Below are 22676 nucleotides of genomic sequence, written 5' to 3' on the forward strand. Positions count from 1 at the left end.
CTATGCCGGCTCAAGAAAGGAGTATCTTTTTGTCAAATCATACGATGAAGGGATGGTATCCGTGATGAAAAGAACGTTATCCGTTTTGCTGGTCTTTGCTTTTGCAGTCTCCTTTTTTTCGATTTCCGGTTCTCCCCGGGCCTATGCGGCCGATGCGACCGTTACGGTCGACGGCAACGTAGAGTATCAGACGATCGACGGCTTCGGGGGGCAGTGGTTGCCGTGGACAGCCGACGATATTCCGCCAGTGAACCATGTGCATCGGGAATATTTGGGCAGCGCCGTCACCGCCGAGACGGGGATGAAGTTTTTCCGCACGAACATTAGAACGCCGTCGGACTCGGTCAATACGCCGAGAGACTACGCATGGTACGTTAACGCCTTCCAGCAGCCGGAGTTCGACCATTTATGGTCGTTCCTTCAGGATTTGCAGCGGCATAACGCGGAGCCTATCTTTTCAAGGTTTTCCGCGCCGCGAAGAATGTTGGACAGCTACAAGGGTTTTCTTGAAACGGATGACAACTACAATGAAGTCGCAGACTTTTACGCGGCGCTCTGCTATGTCGCCATTCAGATCAAAGGGGTCGACGTCAGCAAAATCATTTTCTTTAACGAACCCGACGGAAACTGGGACACCTATATGACGCCCGCGCAGTATGTGAGATTGGTTAAGACGGCCGGCCAGAAGCTGGATTCCGTAGGCTTAAGCGGAATCAAGATCATAGGTCCCGGCACGTATAACTCCGTAGGCTTGAACAGTTATGTGGACGCATTGACGAACGATGCTGCCGCGATGACTTACATGGCGGCGTTCGATACCCACGGCTGGGACAATCGGACAGCCAATCCGCCACTCGATCCTCATCAGATGATTCCCTATCTGGAGACTGCCGCCCAGACGGCGAGCAACAAAGGGTACGGACATATTCCTTTCTACGTGACGGAGATGGGGACATCGGTATTTGGAGGAGACAATACTTGGGTAGAGCCCGGGGTTGCGGGATCTAACGACAGCTACGATTACGGGTTCTATACGGCGCTGGCCACGCATGAGTGGCTGACGGCGAATGCGCCTTTGCAGTCCATGTTCATATGGGACTCCTACTCCTATATCAGCGGAGGCACGCTGATGGGGAAAACCTCGAACTTCGGCACGAGGAAGAGCCCGACCGAAAATTACGAAGCAAGGCCGACATATAATACGATGTACAATTTCTATAAATACATCAAACCGGGTTCGATTAGGATAAGCGCCGGCAGCAATCATAACGATATTATTGGTAGCGCTTACAAGAATGGCGGGAAATCGACCGTCGTTCTGCTGAACAAGAGCGACACCGCGGACAGAACCGTTACCGTTCAGCTCTCGAATTTAAGCTCTTCCGGCATGGCTGTTATTTCCACCTCCAAAAACGCGCTGAATAAGGATCTGGGAGACCAGCCGGTCGTCAACGGCAAAATCACGGTTAAAGTTCCCGCGCGAGGGATCGTGACTCTGACCGACATGGGGCAAGTTACCGTAAGGAAGGTCGGCGATTCTACCTATAAGGATTATTACTGGGCTACTCCAGGGCAGTCGATTCAGCTTGCGGCCAATGTGGCCGGAGCCGCCGACAGCGTCACATGGAGCGTATATGGAGGAAGCGCCAACGGAACCGTATCTCCGACAGGGCTTTATACCACGCCTCCATACGATGTCAGCGATATCGTTGCGGTGAAGGCGGTCAGCACAGCCGATCCGACCCACGTAGGCTATGCTTATATTAAAGCTAACAGCGTGAATATTCTCTCCAGAGGAAAACCTTATTTCGTAGATTCCTATTTAAATGTCCCTAATTCCGATCCTAGCCATGCGCTGGACGGAAATTCGAGCACGAAGTGGAATTCAAAGCCGGGGCCGGAGCATTGGATGCAGGTTGATTTAGGCGGCTATTACGATCTTACCGGGTACAGGATCAAGCATGCCGGGGCGGGGAAGGAAGGCTGGCCTAACAAAGATACGCAGACCTCCGATTACAACACCCGAGACTGGCATATTAAGACGAGCTCTGACGGCGTGAATTGGAACTACGCGGAATATGTCTGGAACAACACCGCCAATATATCGGACCGTACGATACAAGGCATGGCGGGAACCGAGAACGTCCGGTATGTTTCCATGTATATCACGAAGTCTACCAGCGTGCTGGGAGACGATATGGCCAGAATCTATGAATTCGAGGTTTACGGCAAACCGGCCGACAAAATTTCGTTGATAGACGAGATGGTCGATTTCAGCAAGGTCTATTCCCGCACGAGCGGCTGGGAGTTCGATAACACCCACTCCGAATTCATGGAGGGCGATACGTCCAGGGTAGGAAGGATCGGCGACGACAGTCTGAACATCGTCTACAAGCTGAACGACGTTTACGACTTTTCGGTCAAGATCAATAGCTTCGGTTCGGATCTCGCGGGCAAGGTGAAGTTTTACGCCTCCCAGGACAATCGCGCCTACTCGGAAGTAGCGGCCGCGCACGATGCGCTTGTCGGAACGGGCGGGGGTTGGTACAGAACTTATTTTAAGCCATCGGCTGCCGTTCCTTCGGGGACAAAGTATTTGAAGATCGAGCTGCGGAACGATCCGCTGATCTTCACGCCGCAGATCGGCCGCGTGCAGCTATTCGGCGATTTGCCTGACGCAGGAGGGCGAATGATCGACGAACTGACTGACTTCGCGAAGGTGCATTCGTACAGCGCCAGCGACTTGGCGATCTCCCTGAATCCGTCCGAAAACATAGGCGGAGATATCGGCCGAGTGTATCGAAACAAACAGATCCTTGCCAATCTCGTTTACGAGGTGCCTGCCGATCTGGATAGTTTTGCCGTAGACACTTACGCCTTGGGCGGCGAAACGGTGGAGGATTTCAAATTCTATACTTCGCCGAACAATTCTTCGTATACGTTGTACAACAGCAACCTTTTGGAAAAAGTCTTGCAGCCGGGGAACTGGGACAGGGTTCTCTATAGGGCTACTGCGCTTCCGGCAGGTACGAGGTATTTGAAGATCGAATTCGCAGCTTCGTCCACGAACGCTTGGAATCCGCAGATCGGTCGGGTAACGCTCGATTACGGCGGGGGACCGGTGCCGTTGTCCGATTTCGCGGATTACTCTAGACTGGAAAGAGTGATGGCCAAAGCGCGAAGCGGACAAAACATCACGATAGGCTTTATCGGCGGTTCGATCACTCAGGGCTTTAACTCCAGCAATTGGGGTTCGACGAGCTGGACGGCCAAGGTTAAGCAATGGTGGGAGAGCAAATACCCCGGCAAAATCAACTATGTCAATGCGGGAATCGGCGGGACCCCTTCCGTGCTTGGAGCGCACAGAGCCTATATGAATTTGCTGCAAAGCAATCCGGACTTCGTCGTGGTCGAATTCGCGGTCAACGACGGCGCGGATAGCTTGTATACGCGGGCCTATGAGGGTCTTGTCCGCCAAATCCTGAAGTCGCCTAACAGTCCGGCCGTGATGAGCTTGTACATCAGCGATCAGGCCGGAGCGAACAGGCAGGAGGCGCATATCCCCGTAGCCGATTATTACGGTCTGCCGCAGATTCACTACAAGGACCGCATTCAGAATTTAATCGCCAACAGGACGAACACTTGGCTGGATTTCTACGGAACGACCTATGTCCCGCAATACAAAACCGGGCCGTACCCATCCGGAGACGGGACGCACCCGAATGATACGGCTCAGGCCAAAGCAGGCCTCTATATCATCGAGAAGCTGGAGAACGTATACAACACGCTGAAGCCCGACGTGCAAATTCCGGGCGTGCCCGCGATCCCTTCGGCCATGACCGACGATACGTACGAATTCGCCGCCTTGTATCACCGCGGGAATCTGACGCCGTCGCCGGAAACGGCGGGCAGTTGGACGCAGGGAGCTCACAACGTAGGCACGGGTTACGGATGGCAGTCGAGCACGGTCGGCAACGAGCTGGTGTTTGACGTAAGCGGCTCTACGATCGCCTTTGGGTTCTACACCCGTAACGGGCCGGACGCCGGAATGGTCGAAGCGTGGGTCGACGACGGCCCCCGCACGGTATTCGATTCGTACACCCCCGAGCCTTGGGAGACGATAAAATACGCCGTCGTGCAGTCCGGCCTTACGAAAGGGCCTCACAAGCTGCACATCAAAATCAAGCAGGAAACTAACCCGAACAGCTCCGGACATCTGTTCGAGGTGGTGAACGTGCTGCCCGCCGGTATGCAGTAAGCGAGAAAGAAAGGAACAGCCTGCCGTCTCGAATAGAGACGGCAGGCTGTTTCTCTTAGGCGGCGATTTACATCCGAAGTAGGGAAAAGGATATTACCTATTATCGAAATTTAGTGATATTAAATCGCGAAAGTCGGCTTGCTATACTAGGTTCAAGTTCATTGCGTAGGATTTCAATTAAAGGGAAGGACAGAGTTATGCTTAAATCCAATACCGGGTTTATCAAGGAATTCGGCAAAAACAAAGTTTTATTTTTGATGCTAATGCCGACGGTTCTCTATTTTATCGTTTTTGCTTATCTTCCTATGGCCGGCCTGATCGTGGCATTCAAGAGCTACAACTATTCGCAGGGGATTTTCTTCAGTCCGTGGAGCGGGTTCGAGAACTTCGGTTATTTCTTTAAATCCGGCGTAGCCTTCCAAGTGACCCGGAACACGATCGTTTTCAACCTTATTTTTATTGTGACCAGCGTAATTGCCAGCGTTGCCATTGCCGTGTTTCTCTCCGAAATGAGAAACAGATATTTTAAGAAAGTGTCCCAATCTTTTCTGATTTTCCCTTATTTTATTTCCTGGGTCGTCGTTGCCGCCTTTGTGTATAACGTCTTCAATTACGACTACGGCGTATTCAACGAAATTTTGAGGTCGCTGGGGTTCGAGCCTATTAACATCTACAGCAAAACCTCGTACTGGTACGTCCTGCTGCCCCTGCTCCATATCTGGAAAAACGTCGGATATTCCAGCGCGATTTACTTTGCTTCCATAGCCGGAATAAATACGGAGTACTATGAAGCCGCAAGGGTGGATGGCGCGAATACGTTTCAGCGGATACGGCATATTACTTTACCGTTTCTTAAGCCAACCGTTATCGTGTTAGTTCTGCTTTCGGTGGGACAGATTCTCAGAGGAAACATGGATATGTTCTACCAGCTGATCGGAAACAACGGGATGCTGTTCAACGGCACGGACGTCATCGATACCTATGTGTTCAGGTCGCTTACCGGGGGAGCCGATCTGGGGCTTACGTCGGCGGCTACCTTTTATCAGTCGGTCATGTGCTTTGCGGTTATCTATGTCACCAACATGATCGTGAAGAGAGCGGACAAGGATTATGCGTTGTTTTAACGATTCGGAAGGCGTTCTTGCTTAACCTATTCCATACAGAAGGATTGAAGGCTCCATGAAACCAGCGGTCAAATCCGACGAATTGTTGTTTTCGATAGGCTCTTATTTTATCGTGTCCGTCTTTACGATTTTAAGCGTGATCCCTTTCCTCTTGGTGCTGTCCGGTTCCCTCACCGATGAAGGAGCGATCATCTCCAACGGCTACGGTTTCCTGCCGGTTCCGTTTAGCTTGGACGCGTACTCGTACATCCTAAGCGACTTTAGCCAAATTTTGCGCTCCTACGGAGTCAGCATCGTCGTCACTCTGACCGGAACGGCGGCCGGCCTGTATTTCTGTACGATGACGGCGTTCGTGCTATCCAGACAAGACTTCAGATATCGCAACCGGTTCTCCTTCTTCTTTTACTTCACGACGCTTTTCAACGGAGGACTGGTGTCGACCTACATTTTGTTCGTCCAATATTTGAAGCTCAAGAACAATCTGCTTTCGTTGATTCTGCCCGGGCTGCTTCCCGTGTTTTACATTCTGATCATGCGCAGCTTCATTAGAAGCATGATCCCGGCTTCGCTGATCGAGGCCGCCAAAATAGACGGGGCAGGCGAATTCCGCATTTTCATGGGAATCGTGCTTCCGCTTGTTAAGCCGGCGCTGGCCTGCATCGGTTTGTTCTATGCGATCGGCTACTGGAACGATTGGTATAACGCGATGCTGTACATCACGGATATTAAAAAGTATTCCTTGCAGTATTTGTTGACTTCGGTCATTAACAAAGCGGATTTCCTGACCAAGTCGAGCATGAGCTCCGCGACGGTCGCCGAAGCGCGCGAAAGCCTGCCGAGCGAAAGCCTGAAGCTGGCAATGACCATCGTTTCCATCGGTCCGATCGTATTTGTATATCCTTTCGTGCAAAAGTACTTCGTGACCGGACTGACGATAGGCGCTGTGAAAGGATAACGCCGATACCACTCGGTTTATCATATAATGGGTTTCAAGGGAGGATACACACAGATGAAGAAAGGCGTTAAGTGGATCAGTTTGACCCTGGCATTGGGATTGACGGCGTCCGCGGTTCTCGGCGGATGCGCGAAGTCGGATGAGCCCGGCGCGGCAACCGCGGGCCCGAGCGGCAGCGCCGTATCCGCGGAGAAAACGTATAACGGCGTCGATATTTCCAAAGAGGTCAAGATCAAATGGATGGGGGTCGGCGGCAATCAACAGGATAAGGATGCGGTTCTGGCCGAAATCAACAAAAGACTGAAAGAAAAGGTCAACGTAACGCTGGAGTTGGATTCCATCGATTGGGCCGACTGGTATAATAAATACAACCTGGTGCTTTCCTCGGGCGAAGATTACGATGTCATCTATGCGGCCTCATGGACGGACGTCGCGGTGCAAACCCGCAAAGGCGCTTTCAAGGATCTTACGGGGATGCTGGAGAAGAACGCTCCGACCATCTCCAAAAACTGGACGGAGGATACGTGGAACGAGAGCAAAATCGACGGCAGCGTCTACATGATTCCTTCTTTTTCGGACGAGTATAACTGGAACGGTTTCTTATATCGGGAAGACTTGAGAAAGAAGTATAACGTTCCGGAGATCAAGACGATGGCGGATATGGAGGCGTACTTCGAGGCCATCAAGCAGAACGAAAAAGAGATGGTCCCTTTTAAGCCGGCTACGGACGAATCCTGGACCGTACTCGCGCCTTACGTCCAAGAGAAAGGAGATCAGCCGGATGTTACGCCGCCGGGCATTCTGTCGATGCAAGTAGACGATCAGGACGGCTCCACGTTAGCCTTCTTAAGCCAAAGTCCGATCTATGCCGAAGCTTTCAAAAAGATGAAATCATGGGCGGATAAAGGCTACTGGCCCAAGGATTCCCTGGCCAACAAGACGGAATCCTGCAGCGCCTTTAAGGAAGGCAAGGCCGCGGCCTGCCAGGGCGGCTATTGGGCGATCGAGCTAAACTATAAGGAAATCATGAAAGCGCATCCGGATTGGGAGATCGGATCGTACGCCGCCAAAGTCGGCGGTAAATACTTTCCGAAGCCGCCAAGCATCAAAAACGGCGTCGCCATTCTGAATTCGTCCAAAAACGCCGAAAGAGCGTTAATGACGATCGACGCTATCTATTCCGATCCGGAATTGTGGACGCTCTGCATGTATGGAATTCAGGGCAGAAATTACGATATCGACGCCAACGGCGCGAAAACACTGCCCGAAGGCGCCAAAAGTACGGATTACGAAGGCACGTATTTCAGCGGTATGAGGTATAAGCTGGTGAATCCGTTCAAGGGCGATCCTTCGAGTCCAAACGCTGCATTAAAGGAAGAATATTCGAAAATCGCGTATTTCCCTAAACTCGGTTCCTTCGTTTTCAATTCCGAACCGGTCAAAAACGAATATGCGGCGATAAGTGCCGTCAAGGAGAAATATAACCCTTCATTAAGTCTCGGACTCGTGTCCGACGTGGACAAGGTGCTAGCCGATTACGACAAGGAAATGAAGGCGGCGGGGTCCGAGAAGGTGTTGGAGGAGTATAAAAAGCAGATGCAGGAATGGTTGGCCAAGAACTAGGCGTTGCATAGCAAAAAAGAGGCTTAACTTAGCCTCTTTTTTGCAATCCGTACAGGCCCGACCTCTTCAAGGATGCAGCTTCTGAGTGCCACACTAAGCAGGGAGGAAGGAAGATCCGTGATCAAGCTGATTCTGGTCGAGGACGAGAGAGCTACAAGAGAAGGTTTGATGAAGCATACCCCCTGGAATCGGATTGGAATAGATCGCGTAGAGGACGCCAGAAACGGAGTCGAAGCGCTGGAGAAGGCAGAATGGCTGGAGCCCGACATTGTATTGACCGACGTTTCCATGCCCAAGATGGACGGCATCCAGCTGGCCACCCGTCTGCGCGAGAAGTATCCGCAATGCAAAATCATTTTCTTAAGCGGTTATAGCGACAAGGAGTATTTGAAGTCGGCGATTAAGCTGAACGCGCTCAACTACATCGAGAAGCCGATAGACGAGAACGAGCTGATCGCCACTCTCTCCAAAGCGGTCGTCCAATACAAGTCCGAGAGCGATCAGAAGGCCAAGGACGAGAGGTTGCAAGACAATATTAGAAGAAATACGGATCTCGTTCGGCAGAAGCTGGCTGTGGAATTAATCAAATCCGATGCAGATCCTGCCGAGTTGAAAGGGATATTCGAGGACGCCGGAGTCGAGTATCGAGCGGATCGCTATTATACGACGGCGGTCGTGAAATTCAACTGGAACGGAGCGCTGACGCATAACGAAAAGGAAAGCTGCCGAAGCCTGCTCTCTTCGAACATGTCCGATTTCCTGTACGGGCTGTCCGATTGGTTCGTATCCGGCTATTTGGATAGCGAGCTGTATCTTATTCATTTCAAAGAAAGAATTCAAGCCGTTCAACATTGGGAAAAAAAGCTTAACGTCCTGCGGGAGAAAATCACGGCGGAATGCCAAGGAAACTACGCGGTGACGATCGGGGTCGGCTTGCCCGTATACGGCCTGGCCGGACTGAAGAACTCTTTTAACCTAGCTATGAAGGCGGTCCGTATGCAGTTTTACGAGGGCGTGGATACGATTATCTTTTCCAGCGGCCTGAACGCTCAAGGGAGCGGAAATCCGATTATGGATGATGAATTTCTGTCGGCTTTCGGCGAGTATCTAGGCAGCGACAAGAGAAGAGAATCGATGCTGCTGCTTAACGAATACTATTCCGGGCTCGCGGCCTCTAAGGTTTCCGATAGCGGCATCATCCGCAACCGGTATTTAAAGCTCCTGTTCGACCTGCATTCCATTGCCAAGAAAAGGGGAATCAGATTAACCGAAGAGGAGGATCTGTACGGCTATTTGTGGAGGTCCGTATCCGGCATGGATACGCTGGAGAAGATTCATCTGTACCTGGTCGACCAGGTGAAGGTCTTCTTTAAGCTTGTAGAGGATAAGGAGGCCTACGGAAGAAACGTCTACGAGATTATGAAATTCATCCAAAATCAGTACCACGATCAGAAGCTGTCGGTCAAGCGGATCGCGGAAAGCCATAATTTCTCGGAAAGCTATTTGTGTACCTTTTTCAAGAAAATAACGGGAAAAACCTTGAACGACTACATCACGGAAGTGCGAATCGAAAAGTCGAAGGAGTTGCTGAAGGATAGAACGATTAAAATCTATGAAGTCGCCAAAAAAGTAGGGTACGATAACGATAACTATTTCGCGAAAGTGTTCAGAAAATATGAAAGCGCTTCCCCATCCGAGTTCAGAGAAAGGTTTTTCCTATGAGGAACGCGGTGTTTAAGGGTATTGTAGGCGCGGTGAATAATATCGGGCTAAGAAAAAAGCTCTATACCTCTCTTTTGGTGTTTATTTTTATCCCTTTGCTCGTGTTCGGCTATTATCTTTACGATAAATTTTCCGCCAAGCTAATCGATCAGTTCGAATATACGGCCGGCCAAGCGTTCGAGCAGACCGCCGGGTATTTGGAATACAAAATCTTCAATGTTTCAAGCATAGCCAACATCGCAATGATGGATAACAAAATTCAGGAGCTGTTCAAGTATACGCCCTCCGACAGATACAATGAGAGTATTATCCAAGACGAATACTATAGGGATAATCTTAATTTCTTATATAGCTTGGAAAGAAGCAAGGACATTTATCGAATCGGCTTATACGTTCCAAGCGAGCTGATTTTCGCGAACGAGCGGGAGCATTTCTTTAATTGGAGCAGCCTGGCGGAGAGTGGAATAAGCGAACGGATGGAGGAAAACCGAGGGAAGCTCATCTGGCTGCCGAGCGGGGTTCTGGACCCGGGACACGGAGGGCAGACGAAATTGATCTCGGCGTTATGCCGAATCCGAAATCTCGGAAATTATCATCAGACGTTGGGCGCTTGCAGGATCGACTTATTGGAAAGCGACGTTCACGATATTATCGCAAGAGCAAGGGCGACCCCTTCGTCGCTTGTCGCTCTCGTTAACGAAAACGGGCAAACCATTACGAGCGTCGGCGATCCTCGGTTGTTGGAGGCGGGCCTGCGGCAGCAGGAAATAAGCGATATTCTGAAGGAACCGGAAGAAGCGCAGGCGAGCGCCAAAATCAAAATCGATAACCGGCACGGCGTGCTGCTGTACAAAGACGTTAAAGGAACGGATTGGAAGCTGCTGTCGTTCATCCCTGATGAAGAGATGTTAAGAACGACGGAGTCGGTCAAGAAGGAAACGGCCGTGTTCGTGCTTATCTTGTGCGTGCTTGCGTATGGCTTTGCCATTTTCATATCCAGTACGATCACAAGCCGAATCAAGAAGCTCGTCGTACAATTGAAGCAGACGGAGAGAGGGGATTTCAAGCAGCCTGTTTTTCGGGGCGGCCATGACGAGATCGGACAGTTGGGCATGAAGTTCAACCATATGCTGGGCAGAATTTCCGACCTGATCGAGGAGAAGTACAACCTGGGGAAATCCGTCAAAGGCGCGGAGCTCAAAGCATTGCAGGCGCAGATCAATCCGCATTTTCTGTACAATACGCTGGAATGCATACGCTGGATGACGAAAGAGAACAAGAGCGAGGAGATCAACCGGCTGCTCTATTTGTTGGCCAAATTCTACAGGCTTAGCCTTAGCAAAGGCGAGGAAGTGATTTCGTTAAAGGACGAAATCGAACATATTAAGGCCTACGTTGAAATTCAAAATATTCGATTCGATGACGCCATTCATCTTGAAATCGACGTCCCGGAGGAGCTGCTTGAGTTCGCTCTGATCAAGCTGGTTTTACAGCCGATCGTCGAAAATTCGATTTTGCACGGGATATTGGAAAAGACGGACGGAACGGGCCGTATTCAAGTGAAGGCGGAAATCCTTGGAGAGGAGCTTGTCCTAACCGTAGCCGATGACGGAGCGGGTATCGAGGAGAAGGTGTTGGAGAACATCCTGAATTCCGATAGAAGGTCAAGGAATAGCGGGTACGGCATTAAAAACGTGAACGAAAGAATCAAGCTGTATTACGGCAGCGAGTATGGATTGGAATATCGCAGCATTTATGGCGAAGGTACGTCGGTTCGGATTAGGATACCAGCAATTGGACGATTGAATGAAGCGTGAGGATTTATAGTCAAGCGCGCTCTTGAGGTGCACCCCTTAGAATGGATATTGGAAAAGCCCCCGCGGCTTAATCCAATGTCCATTCTAAGGGGTGCATTTTTGCGATGGAGGTTAAAGGTCAAAAGTTCATGCCAAGAGGGTACATCTAGCGCGTCATTCCAAGAACTTCGCAAACAGAACCCGCTAATCTGCGCATCGAGAACTCCACTTGCGGATTGAGAACTATAAGCAGCCAATCATTGGTGTTATGTTGACTAGGGAATCGGATGAACACGAGGCAGAGGAGGCGCTTCATGGGATTGATCAGAGAGATATCGAGGAATCGTAGCTTATATACGTTGGCGCTTCCGGGATTGTTATTTTTGTTGATTTTCGCTTATACACCCATGTTCGGCCACTTGATCGCATTCAAGAAATTTAACGCGATCCAGGGATTCTGGAAGAGCGAGTGGGTTGGGTTTAAGAACTTCGAGTTTTTCTTCTCCACGGGCGAGTGGCTCAAGGTCACTTGGAATACGGTGTTACTCAACGGTTTGTTTATCGTATTCGGTCTGGGACTGGCGGTCGTCATGGCTATCTTGTTGAACGAGATTCGGATCGTTCTTATGAAGAGGATCGCGCAGACGGTCATCTTCATGCCCTATTTTATATCGTGGATGGTCGTCAGTCTCATGGTGTATTCGCTTCTTAATACCAAAGACGGGCTCCTGAATAGAACGCTCACCAGCTTAGGCTTAGATTCGGTGTCTTGGTATAACAGTCCCGAATATTGGCCTACGATACTGTCGCTCGTCTATGTGTGGAAAATGTCCGGGTATTTCTCGATCATTTTCTTAGCGGCGATCATTCGCCAAAAATCTACATAACACTTCACGACTCACCCCGAATTTAATCGCTGTCTAGTCGTAGCCGGGATCGTTATCGCTATCGTGGTGCCGCCGCCGATCTTGCTCTGGATGGATACTCCGTAATCGTTGCCGAAATACAGTTTGATCCGCTGTTCGACGTTACGAATTCCATAACCTAGATATACTCCGTCGTTCGGTTTGAAAATCTGGGCAATCGTTTCCTCGCTCATCCCGGATCCGTCGTCTATGATGCGGAACTTGATATGACCCTCGTCCATGACGGTATGAATCTTGACGCGGATGATTCCTTCTCCGCTCCAGCCGTGTTCGATGACGTTCTCGACGAAAGGCTGCAAGATCAACTTAACCGTGTCGTAGGTCAGGACGGAAGGGTCCACCTCGAATTCGGCGACCAACCGGTCCGTGTACTTGATTTTTTGAATCTCGATATAGGCTTTGACCTGTTCGAGCTCCTTGGCGATCGAGATGAGCGTCTCGCCGTTGTTCAACGAGTATCTATAGAACTTGGACAGCTCCATAACCATCAATTGAAGCTTCTCCAGCTCCCCGAATTTGGCCAACCGGCTGATGGAAGAGAGCGTATTGTATAGAAAATGGGGGTTGATCTGCGCTTGCAGCGATTCCAGTTCGAGCTCCTGTTTTTCTATCTTGGTCAGGTACGTTTCTTTAATCAGCCGGTTCATATGCTCGCCCAACTGATTCAGCCCGGACGCAATGTACGTGAATTCGTCGCCGCCCTTATATCGGATCCGTTTATCGAAATCGCCTTCCTGGAACATGCGCAGTAAGGAAACAACCTTGCCGATACGTTTCGAGAACACTCGAGAAATGAAGATACTGGCTACGGCGCATACGGATATGCTGATCAGGCAGACGAGAACGGTCCAATTCGCGAGTCGTTTCGCGTTATTTTCCAAAGTCTCGATCGGAATAACCGCGGCCAAATTCATGTTGATTCCCGGCAGGTCTTGCGAGATGACCATCTTGTCGTCATTCGACGTGTAGTCGACCCAGTCGCTGTGAATCAAGGCATCCTCCGAGGCATACACGATCTTGTCCTGGGCATTAATCGCGAAGACTAACGTATCCGTTCCCAATTTACGATAATCCAAGCTTTGGAAAATCCCGGCGATCTTGGTCGTAATCCGGATAAAGCCGATTTGGCTATGGGTGAACGGGTCGCTCGAATCAACCAGCCTGCGCAGGAAGGAGATATTGCCGTGCTCGCGGTCGTCTCCGACCTGCTGCCACAACATCGTTCTCCCGTACTGTTCTTCGGGAAACCCCTTGTACCAATCTTCGTTCTCGATGCGGCTAATGTTGTACATTTCGAACGAACGCTTCTGCACCCCGAGCGGATCGATCTTCTGCTCGGATTTGCCGTAAATTTCGGGAAACGCCGGATTGTTCATGTATACGGTCAATTGAATGTCCTGTCCGGTGGCGTTAATCGTGCTTTGGAATTTGGGAATCACGTATCTAACGGTACTCTCGTAGCTGTCCCAGCCCATGTTATAGTTCTGAATATCTCCCGCGAGGGTGTTATCGTTGTACAAGAGATCGGATATACGCCGTATATCGTCAAGCTTGAAGGCGACATTGTCCCCGATCTGTTGAAGCGTTTCCATCATATTGTCGCGTTTTTGCTCTTTCATCGAACTCATGAAGGTCGTATAGGAGAATAAGCCGATCGCGATAATCGGCACAAGGCAAATAATAAGATAGGATATCAATAGCTTATAGCCGAAGGGAATGTATCTTTTCCGCTTGTCCTCCATCAATATGTCTGCCTCCCGATCAGCTTTGCCTTCTGAATTCCAATGGAGAGATCCCGAAGCTATCCTTGAATTGTTTGCTGAAATAATTCAGATTCCGGTAACCTACTTTATCCGCGATTTCATAGATTTTAAGATTCGTATCCGTCAGCAGCTCCTGGGCCTTCAATAGGCGCGCTTGGATCACATAATCGGTGAAGGCGACTCCCGTTTCTTCCCTGAACATTAAGCCGAGATAATTTGGGGTATAAGAAAAGGCGTTGGCGGCATTCCGCAAAGTAATGACTTCATGAATGTGCGCGTGAATATAGGCGATGATTTCTTGGGCTAATTTCGGGTTTTTCTTGTTTTGTTTTTTATCGTAATCCGCGAGGGTTTGTTTCACGTCGGACAATGGAGGCTTGCGATCCGTGCTCCGGGCTTGAACGATTTCCATATAGGCTCTTTCCGTTTGCTTCCGGCTTTGCTCGTGATCGAGCATTTCCTTCACTTTGGTTAAAGCTTCGTAAACCTCGTCATCGTTAACCGGCTTCAAAATATAAGAACAGGCATTAAGACTTAGGGCTTGCTTCGCGTAAGTGAAATCCTCGTACCCGCTAATGAAGACGATCCGTATGCTCTTGTTTCTCTCTTGCGCTAGCTTAGCTAGCTCCAATCCGGACATCTGGGGCATGCGAATATCGGTAACCAGGACGTCCAGCTCCGCTTGGTCGATGTATTTGGCGGCGGAAACCGCGCTGTTCAGAGCGCTTACGACTCGCATGTTCAGCTGATCCCATGGGATGAATCTTCGCAACGCCTCCAAGTCTAAATCCTCGTCATCCACAAGCAGCACGTTGTACATCCGGATTCCTCCCGTTCCTGTGTCAAGCCGAAAGAGCATACTATTTCTAGTATACTCTCTCTTAGAGGTAGCTCGATTTATTTACCGTTCATTTTCTTGAGATTTTCTTGCCACCTTGCCGTTTCGTACTCCAGCAGCTTCACGTAACCGGCTTTATTCGCGGCATTCTCGCCATCCATGATGATTTTCTCGACCTCCGCATCGCTTCCGGCATAGAGGCCTTTGGCAATGACGCTTGTTTCGATATCCGCTACTTTCTGCAAAACCTTACCTTCTTCGGATGCGGGGTCCGGAGTTAAGTTGGAAAATTGCGTCGTGTTATAGGAAGTTTTCCACGCAATCGTGAACTGGGCTTCTGCCGCCCAATCGCGCTGATCTTCCGGCAGTTTCATGTTGTTGCTTGCCTTGGACCCATCGATAAAGCTCGTATTGCCGGCCCATTGGAAGCTGTCCGTAGCGGCCATGAATTTGGTTCTCTCTTCCACGTCGGTCTTGAACTTCTCCGTCCAGATCGGGGCGCCGTTCTCGTCCGTGCCTTCCCAATACAAGCCTTCGGGTCCCCAGAAGACGATCCGTTCTCCTTCTTCTCCCGTCAACCAATCCAGGTAAGCGAATATCCCTTCCGGATTTTTGGCTTCGGTCGTAATGACGTTGACGTTCCAGCCGATGCTGTCGTAGTTGTTGGGATAGACTTTATTGGGATCCACACCTTCCTTGCGCAGAGGCCAGATCATCGTATATCCGGCGTTAGGATCGTTTTTCTTCAGCTCGACCGTCGCTTGGCTGCCCAAATCGGCCGTGTCGTAGGAGGCGTATACGGCGACTTTGCCCGTATTCAGTTTCTCGACGACTTGATCTCTCGTTTGCGTAAGGGCATCTTGGGTAATGAGCTTCTCGCGGAAAAGGGTACTGGCAAACGTAATCGTTTCCTTGAATGCCGGGTTGGCGAAGAGAGACGTCAGTTTATCTCCCGAAGGCACGAATCCGTACGAAGTGTAAGCTGCGGTGTGATCCTCTCCGAATCCGGAATAGAGGATACTGATGCCTTGCGTACCGTAGCCGATGTCGAAGGGGATGACGTCGGGGAACTTTTCCTTAACGAGCTTCAAGTAGGCGTACAGATCGTCGAACGTTTCCAGCTTAGGGGAGCCAAGCTCCTTGTAGATGGTTTTATTGATCATATATCCTCCGTTGCCCATCGGAGTAGACGTATACCAGTTCGGAAATTGATAGAGCTTGCCGTCGTCGGACCGGAGCATGTTCAGCGTTTCTTCTCCGGCGTATTTCTTCAGATTCGGATATTTATCGAGATAATCGTCAAGCGGAACGAGTTTCCCGGCTTGGCGCAGCTTTTCCACTAAAGGGCCTCGATCCATGAACATGACGTCCGGTAAATCCTTGGAAGCGACCATCGTATTAAACTTCTGGACGGATGCCCCTTGAGCGGGGACGGGAATGACGTTCACCTTTTTGTTTTCTTTGATCCATTTGGAAGCCGGGTCTTCTCCCCAAGGCTGCATGGTGTACCAGTCGTAATTGCCGTAGAAGGAAAACTCCACGGGCGTTTCGCCGAAAACGAAGGCGTTGGATTCATTGACGGGAGTGCTATTTTCTTGTTCCTTATTGGAACATCCCGACATTACGATCGCTAAGCATAACGCTGCGGACAGCATACCGACGGCAAAGCTTCTTTTTTTCACGGAGATCCCCTCGATTCATCTATTTGTTATTCTTTTAACGAGCCTACCATTACGCCTTTGACGAAATATTTTTGAACGAAAGGGTATACGAGAATGATAGGAATCGTAGCGACCATCATGGTCGCCATCGTCAGCGATTTGGTCGTAATCGTACGGGCGGATGCCATATGGCTCTGAGCAGCCGAGCTTGTCTGCATCATCTGCTCCGACATGATATTGGAGCTAAGGATCTGCTGAAGCAGCGTCTGGATAGGCAACAGCTTAGCGTTCGAGATGTACAGCGTCGCCGTAAACCAATCGTTCCAATGCGCTACGGCCGTGAATAAGGCTAACGTAGCGACGACCGGCCCGGAGATGGGCAAGACGATGCGGAACAGCGTTCTCCAATACCCGCATCCATCCATCTTAGCCGATTCTTCAAGACTATCGGGCAGCTGCTGGAAGAAAGTCCGAAATACGATCATATTCCAAATGCTGATGAGAGCCGGAATGACCATTACCCAGAACGAGTTCATTAATCCAAGCGAGCGGACCAGCATATAAGAAGGGATTAACCCCCCGTCGAAATATAAGGGAATGATGCAGAAGATCATGTAATATTTGCGGCCGACGAGCTCCTTCTTGGACATTCCGTATGCGAAAATAGCGGTTAGCACGATAGAGAGCAACGTTCCGGCTACGGTCCGCAGCACGGAGATGAGGAAGGCTTGGTTAAGCCGTTTGTCCTGAAATACAACCTCGTAGTTATCGAAGGTGAAGTCTCTCGGCCAGAAGGTAACCCCTCCGAGCGAAGTGTCCGACCCGGTGTTGAAGGAGATGACCGCCGAATTCCAGAACGGATAGAAGGTAACGAATACGAGCAACGCCAAGAGAAAATAGATGACACCGGACGACATTCGCTCACCATAGGATATTTTCATGAAGTAATCTCCGAATCGTTAGGATTTACCATAGGCTATTGCCGGATCTCCGGGCAATGGCGTTGGCGATGGTCAGCAAGGCAACGCTGATGATCGCTTTGAACAACCCGACTGCGGCGGCATAAGAGAATAGCGAATTCCGGATGCCTACTCTGTACACGTACGTATCCAAGACGTCGGACACATCCCGGACGATATCCGATTGCAGCAGCAGAATGTCCTCGAACCCGGCGCTGAGCAGATCCCCGATCGCTAGAATCAGGAAAATAGAGATAACCGGCATAATGCAAGGCAGGGTAATGGCATAGATTTTCTTGAATCGGCCTGCTCCGTCAATGGAAGCGGCTTCATACAAGTCCGGATTTACGCCGGAGATCGCGGCAAGATAGACGATGGACGCGAAACCTACGCCTTTCCATAATCCGGTGGCGATCAAGATCGTCCAGAAGTAGTTCGGAATCGTCAACCAATTGACCGGCTCGTCGATCAGATGCAATTTCTCCAAAGCGATATTCAAGCTTCCGTAATCGGCGGAGAGCATGGTAACCACGAATCCGGACACGATGACCCAGGATAAGAAATGAGGCAAGTAGCTGATCGTCTGCACGACTCTCTTGAAGAGCGGGATCTTCACCTCGTTCAGCAGCAAAGCCAGCACGATCGGAGCGGGAAAACCAACGATGAGCTTAAGGAAGCTGATGCCGAGCGTGTTGCGAATGACCGTTTTAAATTCCGGGGCGTATAGAAATTCTTTGAAGTTAGTCAATCCGACCCACGGACTGGCGTTAAAGCCCGCAAAAATGTCATACTCCTTGAACGCGATCAGAATGCCGTACATAGGAACGTAACTAAAGACGAATATAAACAAAAGCGCCGGGACCACCATCAATTGTAAATCCCATTGACGTAGGAATAATCTTCTTGTCTTCACGGAGGTCCTCCTTAAGCGGGATTGCTATGAACTTCACGTACTGCGGCAGCGGCTGGCTGCCGCAGTACGTGCCGCGTACCTACCAGGATCTGCGGTTATCGATTTTCTTGAGGTCGTTGTCCGTCCACTTGCCATACAGGAAGAAGGATAGATTCTGAATCTCGGGAAGCTGGTTGCGGATCCCCGCGTAGATCTCATGGTACTGCGCGTTGCTCCACCAGACGTCCAGTCCGGGAATGATTTCTTTGGTGCCGATCTTGGTCTTGGTTTGCGCCAAAATTCCCGTGTTATTGTAAACCCATGAAGGCTGGAAGCCCCAGTCGGCGAAATAAGCCATAGGGGAGATGAAATCCACGTAGTTCTTGAATTTCTCTACGTCTTGGCCGACTTCCACGAATTCCGGAGGCAAAATATACACTCCCGTAAAGAGGTCGGGAACGATGCCTTCGATATCCGCTTCCACGTCGCGCACATAGTTCGCGATCTGGGTCGTTCTCCAATCGTTCCATTGCGTTCTCTGAGCGTTATCGGTCGCGAAGTCGATCGTAACGGGGTCGTAGCCATAAGCGGCATTATACGCTTGTCTCGTATAGTCGCTCATATCCATGTTGTAGTCGTCGAAGCGCAGCCAATCCAATACGACCCCGTCAACGTCGTAATTGGTCACGATCTCCCTAATGATAGAGCGTTCGTACGCTTGTACGTCCGGGTGGATCGGATTAACGAAATATTCATTGTTATTCGATCCGGTGAAAGGCACGACTTGACCATTCTTAAGAGCCATCATTCTCCAAGCGGCATTGTGATCGAAAGCGGCCTTATCGTGGAACTGCGGGATCCAAGCCCTGACTTGGATGTCCCGGCTATGCGCTTCCGCAATGACGTCGGCCAACGCGTCGAATTGGGCGTACCCTTGCGCGACGGGAGCAATATCGCTGTCGTAGAACACGTAACCGGAAGGAACCGTATCGTCCTCGTCTTCCTTGACGTTCAGGTTGATGACGGAGACATGACGCTTGGCGGCGTTCTTCATGAAGGCGACGACATCCGAATGATTTTTGAAATTTTCAACGGTTCTTACGATGACTTCGGTAACGAAGGGGCCATTCGCCGCCTGCGCGAACGGGGCTTGCGGAATACCCGCGGAGCTCGCCAACAATACTGCGGCCAAGACAAAGGCAAGCTTAGAAGAATACCTCTTAGCCATGCTATCAATACCCACCTTCATGGATTATTCGACCGGTCGATGACTTTATAGTAAGCGTTCTCTTAATTCAAAACCACAGCAATATCCAACAATAAGTGCAACAAATCAATGATGGTTAATAAGCGTCTACGGCAAAAATCTATACGAGCGCATACGAACGACACCCGCAGGAACCCCCGTGGGTGTCGTTCGTATGGACAGAGAAATGACCTCGTCCTTGGCGTTATTGGTACAGCCAAATCCCCGATACCGTCATGATCGCCGGCAGCGCGGCTTCGTCCACCTCTACCCGGTCATACCAACCCCCTACGGCAAGGTTGAGCACCACGTAGAATGGCTCATCAAAGGGCATAATGCCCGGCTCTAAGCGGCGTTCGGCGTAGCAATGACCGTCTACCAGCCATCGGATGGAGCTAACATCCCATTCTAGAGTATAATCGCGGAATTCGTTGATCGTGCCCTGCTCGAGCTCATAGCTGAACTCATCGACGACTTTATGGTCCCAATCCTTCCCGTAGTGCAGCGTTCCGGATACTTGCCGGGGGAGGCGGCCTTTGGCTTCCATGATGTCGATCTCGCCGGAAGCGGGCCAAGGCCCGTAAGCCTGGTGCTGCGGAAGCAGCCAAATGGCTGGCCATAACCCTTGCCCCACAGGCAGCTTGGCACGCACGATGAGTTTGCCGTAGCAGAAGGAAAGATGGTCCCTCGTGTCCAAGCGCGCCGAGGTATACGCAAATTGCCTCCCGTCCGCTTCGACGTCTTCGCGGCGCGCACGTAGGTTCAGGCCAAGTTCGTCGATATAGAGGTTGTCGGAATGCCCCGTATAATACTGCTGTTCCCCGTTCCCCCACCCCGGCATTATCGGATTGCCGTCGTTATCGAGCAGGTCGTTGCCAAGGCGAATGTTCCATGCGCTCAAATCTGCGTTGCCGTTCGCGAAATCCTGCTGCCAGATCAACTTGTTCATCCCTTGCACGCTCCTCTCGGTTAACCACAGCATACTGATTTTCGGCGCCCAGTCAAACAAATCCAAAATAATGGGATAGGGTCGAAAATGATGGCCTTTTTTTCTTATGCTCGTTTTCTTACGATGAAAAGGAAGGAGGCGTTAAACATAAAGACGTTTTTACGGCAGTGGCAATTGCAAAGCATGGTCATTCCAGGCATCGTCTGGATGTTCATCTTTTGTTATATTCCAATGTTTTGGCTCATTATCGCATTTATGGACTACAGCATCGCGAGACCCATGCTGGAATCCCCCTTCGTCGGGCTGAAGCACTTTCAGGATTTTATGACGGATGACCGTTTTTGGCGCTCGATCCGCAATACGCTGGGGATGAGCGCCATCAAGCTGATTTTAGGTTTTCCCATTCCCATTTTGTTTGCTTTGATGCTTAATGAGATACGGAGCATTCGATTTAAGCGTTCAGTACAAACCGTTTCGTACTTGCCGCATTTTATCGCCTGGACGATATTTGGCGGAATCACGCTCAATTGGCTGGGCGAGGGCGGCGTCATTAACCAACTGATGATGGCACTGGGGCTTCAGGAGCGCGAAATTCTGTTCAATAGCGACCCGAAGTACTTTTGGTGGATTACCTATTTTACCGATACGTTGAAAGAAACAGGCTGGAGCGCCATCATCTACATCGCCGCCATAGCCGGCATCGATCCGGGGCTGTACGAAGCGGCCGAACTGGATGGCGCCAACCGCTGGCAGCGCATGTGGCATATTACCGTTCAGAGCATTCGCCCCACCATTGCTATTTTGTTCATCCTCGCCGTCAGCGGGATACTGGGCAGCAACTTCGAGCAAATCTTTATGCTTAAGAACAACATGAACATGAAGATGGCGGAAAGCCTGGACTTGTACATCTATAACATGGGGTTGGTATCCGGGCGCCATTCCTTCTCCACGGCCGTCCTGTTCGTCCGCTCTATCGTTGCGCTGGGGCTGTTGTTTCTAGCCAATTACTCATCCAAAAAACTAACCGGCGACAGCATTTTCTAAAGGGGGGAGGACGGATACATGGATAGACGGAAAAGGTTTCGGCGCATCGGAGTATTCGAGGTAGGCAATACGTTGCTGATGTTGGCGGTTTGCTTTATCACGCTGTATCCGATGTGGTTTGTATTCATCAACTCGCTTAATGCGCCTCAGCAGGCATTGCTTGGCACGGTCAACTGGTTCCCCAAGGAACTGTCGCTGGCCAGCTACAGCGTCGTGTTTAATGATAAAAACATGATGAACGGCTTCTACGTCACCACTCTGCGTACAGTGTTCGGGACGGCGGTGCATGTGCTGTTTACCGCCATCGTCGCTTACGGGATGAGCAAGACGGTTCTCATCGGCCGCAAGCTGTATCTTAAGATCGCCTTGATTACGATGCTCTTCTCGGGCGGGCTGATCCCCACTTTTCTGCTCATGACGAAGCTGGGGCTGTACGATAATTTCGGGGTATTCATCTTTCCTTCCATGTACACTTTTTTCAATATGGTTATTTTCATGAGCTTCTTCCGCACCATTCCCGACAGTCTGGAGGAATCAGCTAAGGTAGACGGCGCTTCGGATTACGGCGTTCTGTTCCGAATCGTACTGCCCAACAGCATGGCCGTCCTTGCCACCATAGCGCTTTTCTCGGCCGTCTATCATTGGAACGATTATTACCAGGGCGTCATTTACATCCGTTCGCAGGACTTGTTGCCGTTGCAAACGATCTTGTACAAGATCATTGCCGAGAACTCCATGTCATTCATACAGCAGCAAGCTATGGCGCAATTCGGCGCAAGGCTGCCCGGCAACTCCATCAAGTTCGCCTCCATGATGGTGGCTACGTTGCCTATTCTCGTGTTCTACCCCTTTATTCAGCGCTATCTCGTCAAAGGCGTAATGATCGGCGCGATTAAAGGGTAAAAAATACAGCGGTAAAA

The 22676-nt window shown here is 50.4% G+C and carries 16 protein-coding genes; 9 read left to right on the forward strand and 7 right to left on the reverse strand.

All coding sequences use genetic code 11. The annotated features are described in order from the left end of the window. Positions 1 to 64: 64 nt before the first annotated feature. The 7 genes from HH215_RS26210 to HH215_RS26240 all read left to right on the forward strand — a co-directional run bounded on the left by HH215_RS26210 (position 65) and on the right by HH215_RS26240 (position 12365). Positions 65 to 4258, forward strand: a complete 4194-nt coding sequence (locus tag HH215_RS26210; protein ID WP_169282563.1) for a GDSL-type esterase/lipase family protein — start codon at positions 65 to 67, stop codon at positions 4256 to 4258. Positions 4259 to 4455: 197 nt separating this feature from the next. Next, positions 4456 to 5382 carry an ABC transporter permease gene (locus tag HH215_RS26215; RefSeq protein ID WP_169282564.1) on the forward strand — a complete coding sequence of 309 codons (927 nt, stop codon included), beginning with the start codon at positions 4456 to 4458 and terminating at the stop codon, positions 5380 to 5382. 55 nt (positions 5383 to 5437) lie between these two features. Continuing rightward, complete coding sequence (locus HH215_RS26220) at positions 5438 to 6337, forward strand: carbohydrate ABC transporter permease (protein ID WP_169282565.1); 900 nt, start codon at positions 5438 to 5440, stop codon at positions 6335 to 6337. 54 nt (positions 6338 to 6391) lie between these two features. Beyond that, a complete protein-coding gene (locus tag HH215_RS26225; protein ID WP_169282566.1) occupies positions 6392 to 7960 on the forward strand; it encodes an extracellular solute-binding protein in 1569 nt (522 codons plus the stop codon). 117 nt (positions 7961 to 8077) lie between these two features. Further along, on the forward strand, positions 8078 to 9682 hold the full coding sequence (locus HH215_RS26230) for a response regulator transcription factor (protein ID WP_169282567.1): 1605 nt from the start codon (positions 8078 to 8080) through the stop codon (positions 9680 to 9682). Between the two features lie 8 nt (positions 9683 to 9690). Then, complete coding sequence (locus HH215_RS26235) at positions 9691 to 11499, forward strand: cache domain-containing sensor histidine kinase (RefSeq protein ID WP_169282568.1); 1809 nt, start codon at positions 9691 to 9693, stop codon at positions 11497 to 11499. 293 nt (positions 11500 to 11792) lie between these two features. Further along, entirely contained in the window at positions 11793 to 12365 is a 573-nt protein-coding gene (locus HH215_RS26240) for an ABC transporter permease family protein (RefSeq protein WP_169282569.1), read from the forward strand. An 11-nt stretch (positions 12366 to 12376) separates the two neighbouring features. Here the strand turns inward: HH215_RS26240 and HH215_RS26245 are convergent, their stop codons facing one another. From HH215_RS26245 to HH215_RS26275, 7 genes are all read right to left on the reverse strand, one after another. Continuing rightward, on the reverse strand, positions 12377 to 14146 hold the full coding sequence (locus HH215_RS26245) for a sensor histidine kinase (RefSeq protein ID WP_254450607.1): 1770 nt from the start codon (positions 14144 to 14146) through the stop codon (positions 12377 to 12379). A gap of 19 nt (positions 14147 to 14165) precedes the next feature. Beyond that, positions 14166 to 14987 (reverse strand): response regulator transcription factor, encoded by an 822-nt coding sequence (locus tag HH215_RS26250; RefSeq protein ID WP_169282571.1) that lies wholly within the window; start codon positions 14985 to 14987, stop codon positions 14166 to 14168. A 77-nt stretch (positions 14988 to 15064) separates the two neighbouring features. After that, positions 15065 to 16660, reverse strand: a complete 1596-nt coding sequence (locus HH215_RS26255) for an extracellular solute-binding protein (protein WP_375140533.1) — start codon at positions 16658 to 16660, stop codon at positions 15065 to 15067. Positions 16661 to 16713: 53 nt separating this feature from the next. Continuing rightward, positions 16714 to 17607: a carbohydrate ABC transporter permease gene (locus HH215_RS26260; RefSeq protein WP_169282572.1), complete on the reverse strand. Its 894-nt coding sequence runs from the start codon at positions 17605 to 17607 to the stop codon at positions 16714 to 16716. A gap of 25 nt (positions 17608 to 17632) precedes the next feature. Further along, positions 17633 to 18493 carry an ABC transporter permease gene (locus HH215_RS26265; protein WP_169284592.1) on the reverse strand — a complete coding sequence of 287 codons (861 nt, stop codon included), beginning with the start codon at positions 18491 to 18493 and terminating at the stop codon, positions 17633 to 17635. 124 nt (positions 18494 to 18617) lie between these two features. After that, positions 18618 to 19745 (reverse strand): family 10 glycosylhydrolase, encoded by a 1128-nt coding sequence (locus HH215_RS26270; RefSeq protein ID WP_169282573.1) that lies wholly within the window; start codon positions 19743 to 19745, stop codon positions 18618 to 18620. A 223-nt stretch (positions 19746 to 19968) separates the two neighbouring features. After that, positions 19969 to 20712, reverse strand: a complete 744-nt coding sequence (locus HH215_RS26275; RefSeq protein ID WP_169282574.1) for a glycoside hydrolase family 16 protein — start codon at positions 20710 to 20712, stop codon at positions 19969 to 19971. A 183-nt stretch (positions 20713 to 20895) separates the two neighbouring features. On the opposite strand from HH215_RS26275, the gene HH215_RS26280 reads away from it, so the two are divergent. Together HH215_RS26280 and HH215_RS26285 are read left to right on the forward strand one after the other, a co-directional pair. After that, a complete protein-coding gene (locus HH215_RS26280) occupies positions 20896 to 21756 on the forward strand; it encodes an ABC transporter permease (protein WP_254450608.1) in 861 nt (286 codons plus the stop codon). Positions 21757 to 21774: 18 nt separating this feature from the next. Beyond that, entirely contained in the window at positions 21775 to 22659 is an 885-nt protein-coding gene (locus HH215_RS26285) for a carbohydrate ABC transporter permease (protein WP_169282575.1), read from the forward strand. Positions 22660 to 22676: the final 17 nt, after the last annotated feature.

The sequence above is a fragment of the Cohnella herbarum genome, from assembly GCF_012849095.1.
Lineage (GTDB): Bacteria > Bacillota > Bacilli > Paenibacillales > Paenibacillaceae > Cohnella > Cohnella herbarum.

Coding starts and splice junctions, on each gene's coding strand:
- HH215_RS26270 (WP_169282573.1), bottom strand. CDS start 19,745: ATGGCTAAGAGGTATTCTTCTAAGCTTGCCTTTGTCTTGGCCGCAGTA.
- HH215_RS26210 (WP_169282563.1), top strand. CDS start 65: ATGAAAAGAACGTTATCCGTTTTGCTGGTCTTTGCTTTTGCAGTCTCC.
- HH215_RS26220 (WP_169282565.1), top strand. CDS start 5,438: ATGAAACCAGCGGTCAAATCCGACGAATTGTTGTTTTCGATAGGCTCT.
- HH215_RS26285 (WP_169282575.1), top strand. CDS start 21,775: ATGGATAGACGGAAAAGGTTTCGGCGCATCGGAGTATTCGAGGTAGGC.
- HH215_RS26250 (WP_169282571.1), bottom strand. CDS start 14,987: ATGTACAACGTGCTGCTTGTGGATGACGAGGATTTAGACTTGGAGGCG.
- HH215_RS26280 (WP_254450608.1), top strand. CDS start 20,896: ATGGTCATTCCAGGCATCGTCTGGATGTTCATCTTTTGTTATATTCCA.
- HH215_RS26225 (WP_169282566.1), top strand. CDS start 6,392: ATGAAGAAAGGCGTTAAGTGGATCAGTTTGACCCTGGCATTGGGATTG.
- HH215_RS26265 (WP_169284592.1), bottom strand. CDS start 18,493: ATGGTGGTCCCGGCGCTTTTGTTTATATTCGTCTTTAGTTACGTTCCT.
- HH215_RS26245 (WP_254450607.1), bottom strand. CDS start 14,146: ATGGAGGACAAGCGGAAAAGATACATTCCCTTCGGCTATAAGCTATTG.
- HH215_RS26215 (WP_169282564.1), top strand. CDS start 4,456: ATGCTTAAATCCAATACCGGGTTTATCAAGGAATTCGGCAAAAACAAA.
- HH215_RS26255 (WP_375140533.1), bottom strand. CDS start 16,660: ATGCTGTCCGCAGCGTTATGCTTAGCGATCGTAATGTCGGGATGTTCC.
- HH215_RS26240 (WP_169282569.1), top strand. CDS start 11,793: ATGGGATTGATCAGAGAGATATCGAGGAATCGTAGCTTATATACGTTG.
- HH215_RS26260 (WP_169282572.1), bottom strand. CDS start 17,607: ATGAAAATATCCTATGGTGAGCGAATGTCGTCCGGTGTCATCTATTTT.
- HH215_RS26275 (WP_169282574.1), bottom strand. CDS start 20,712: ATGAACAAGTTGATCTGGCAGCAGGATTTCGCGAACGGCAACGCAGAT.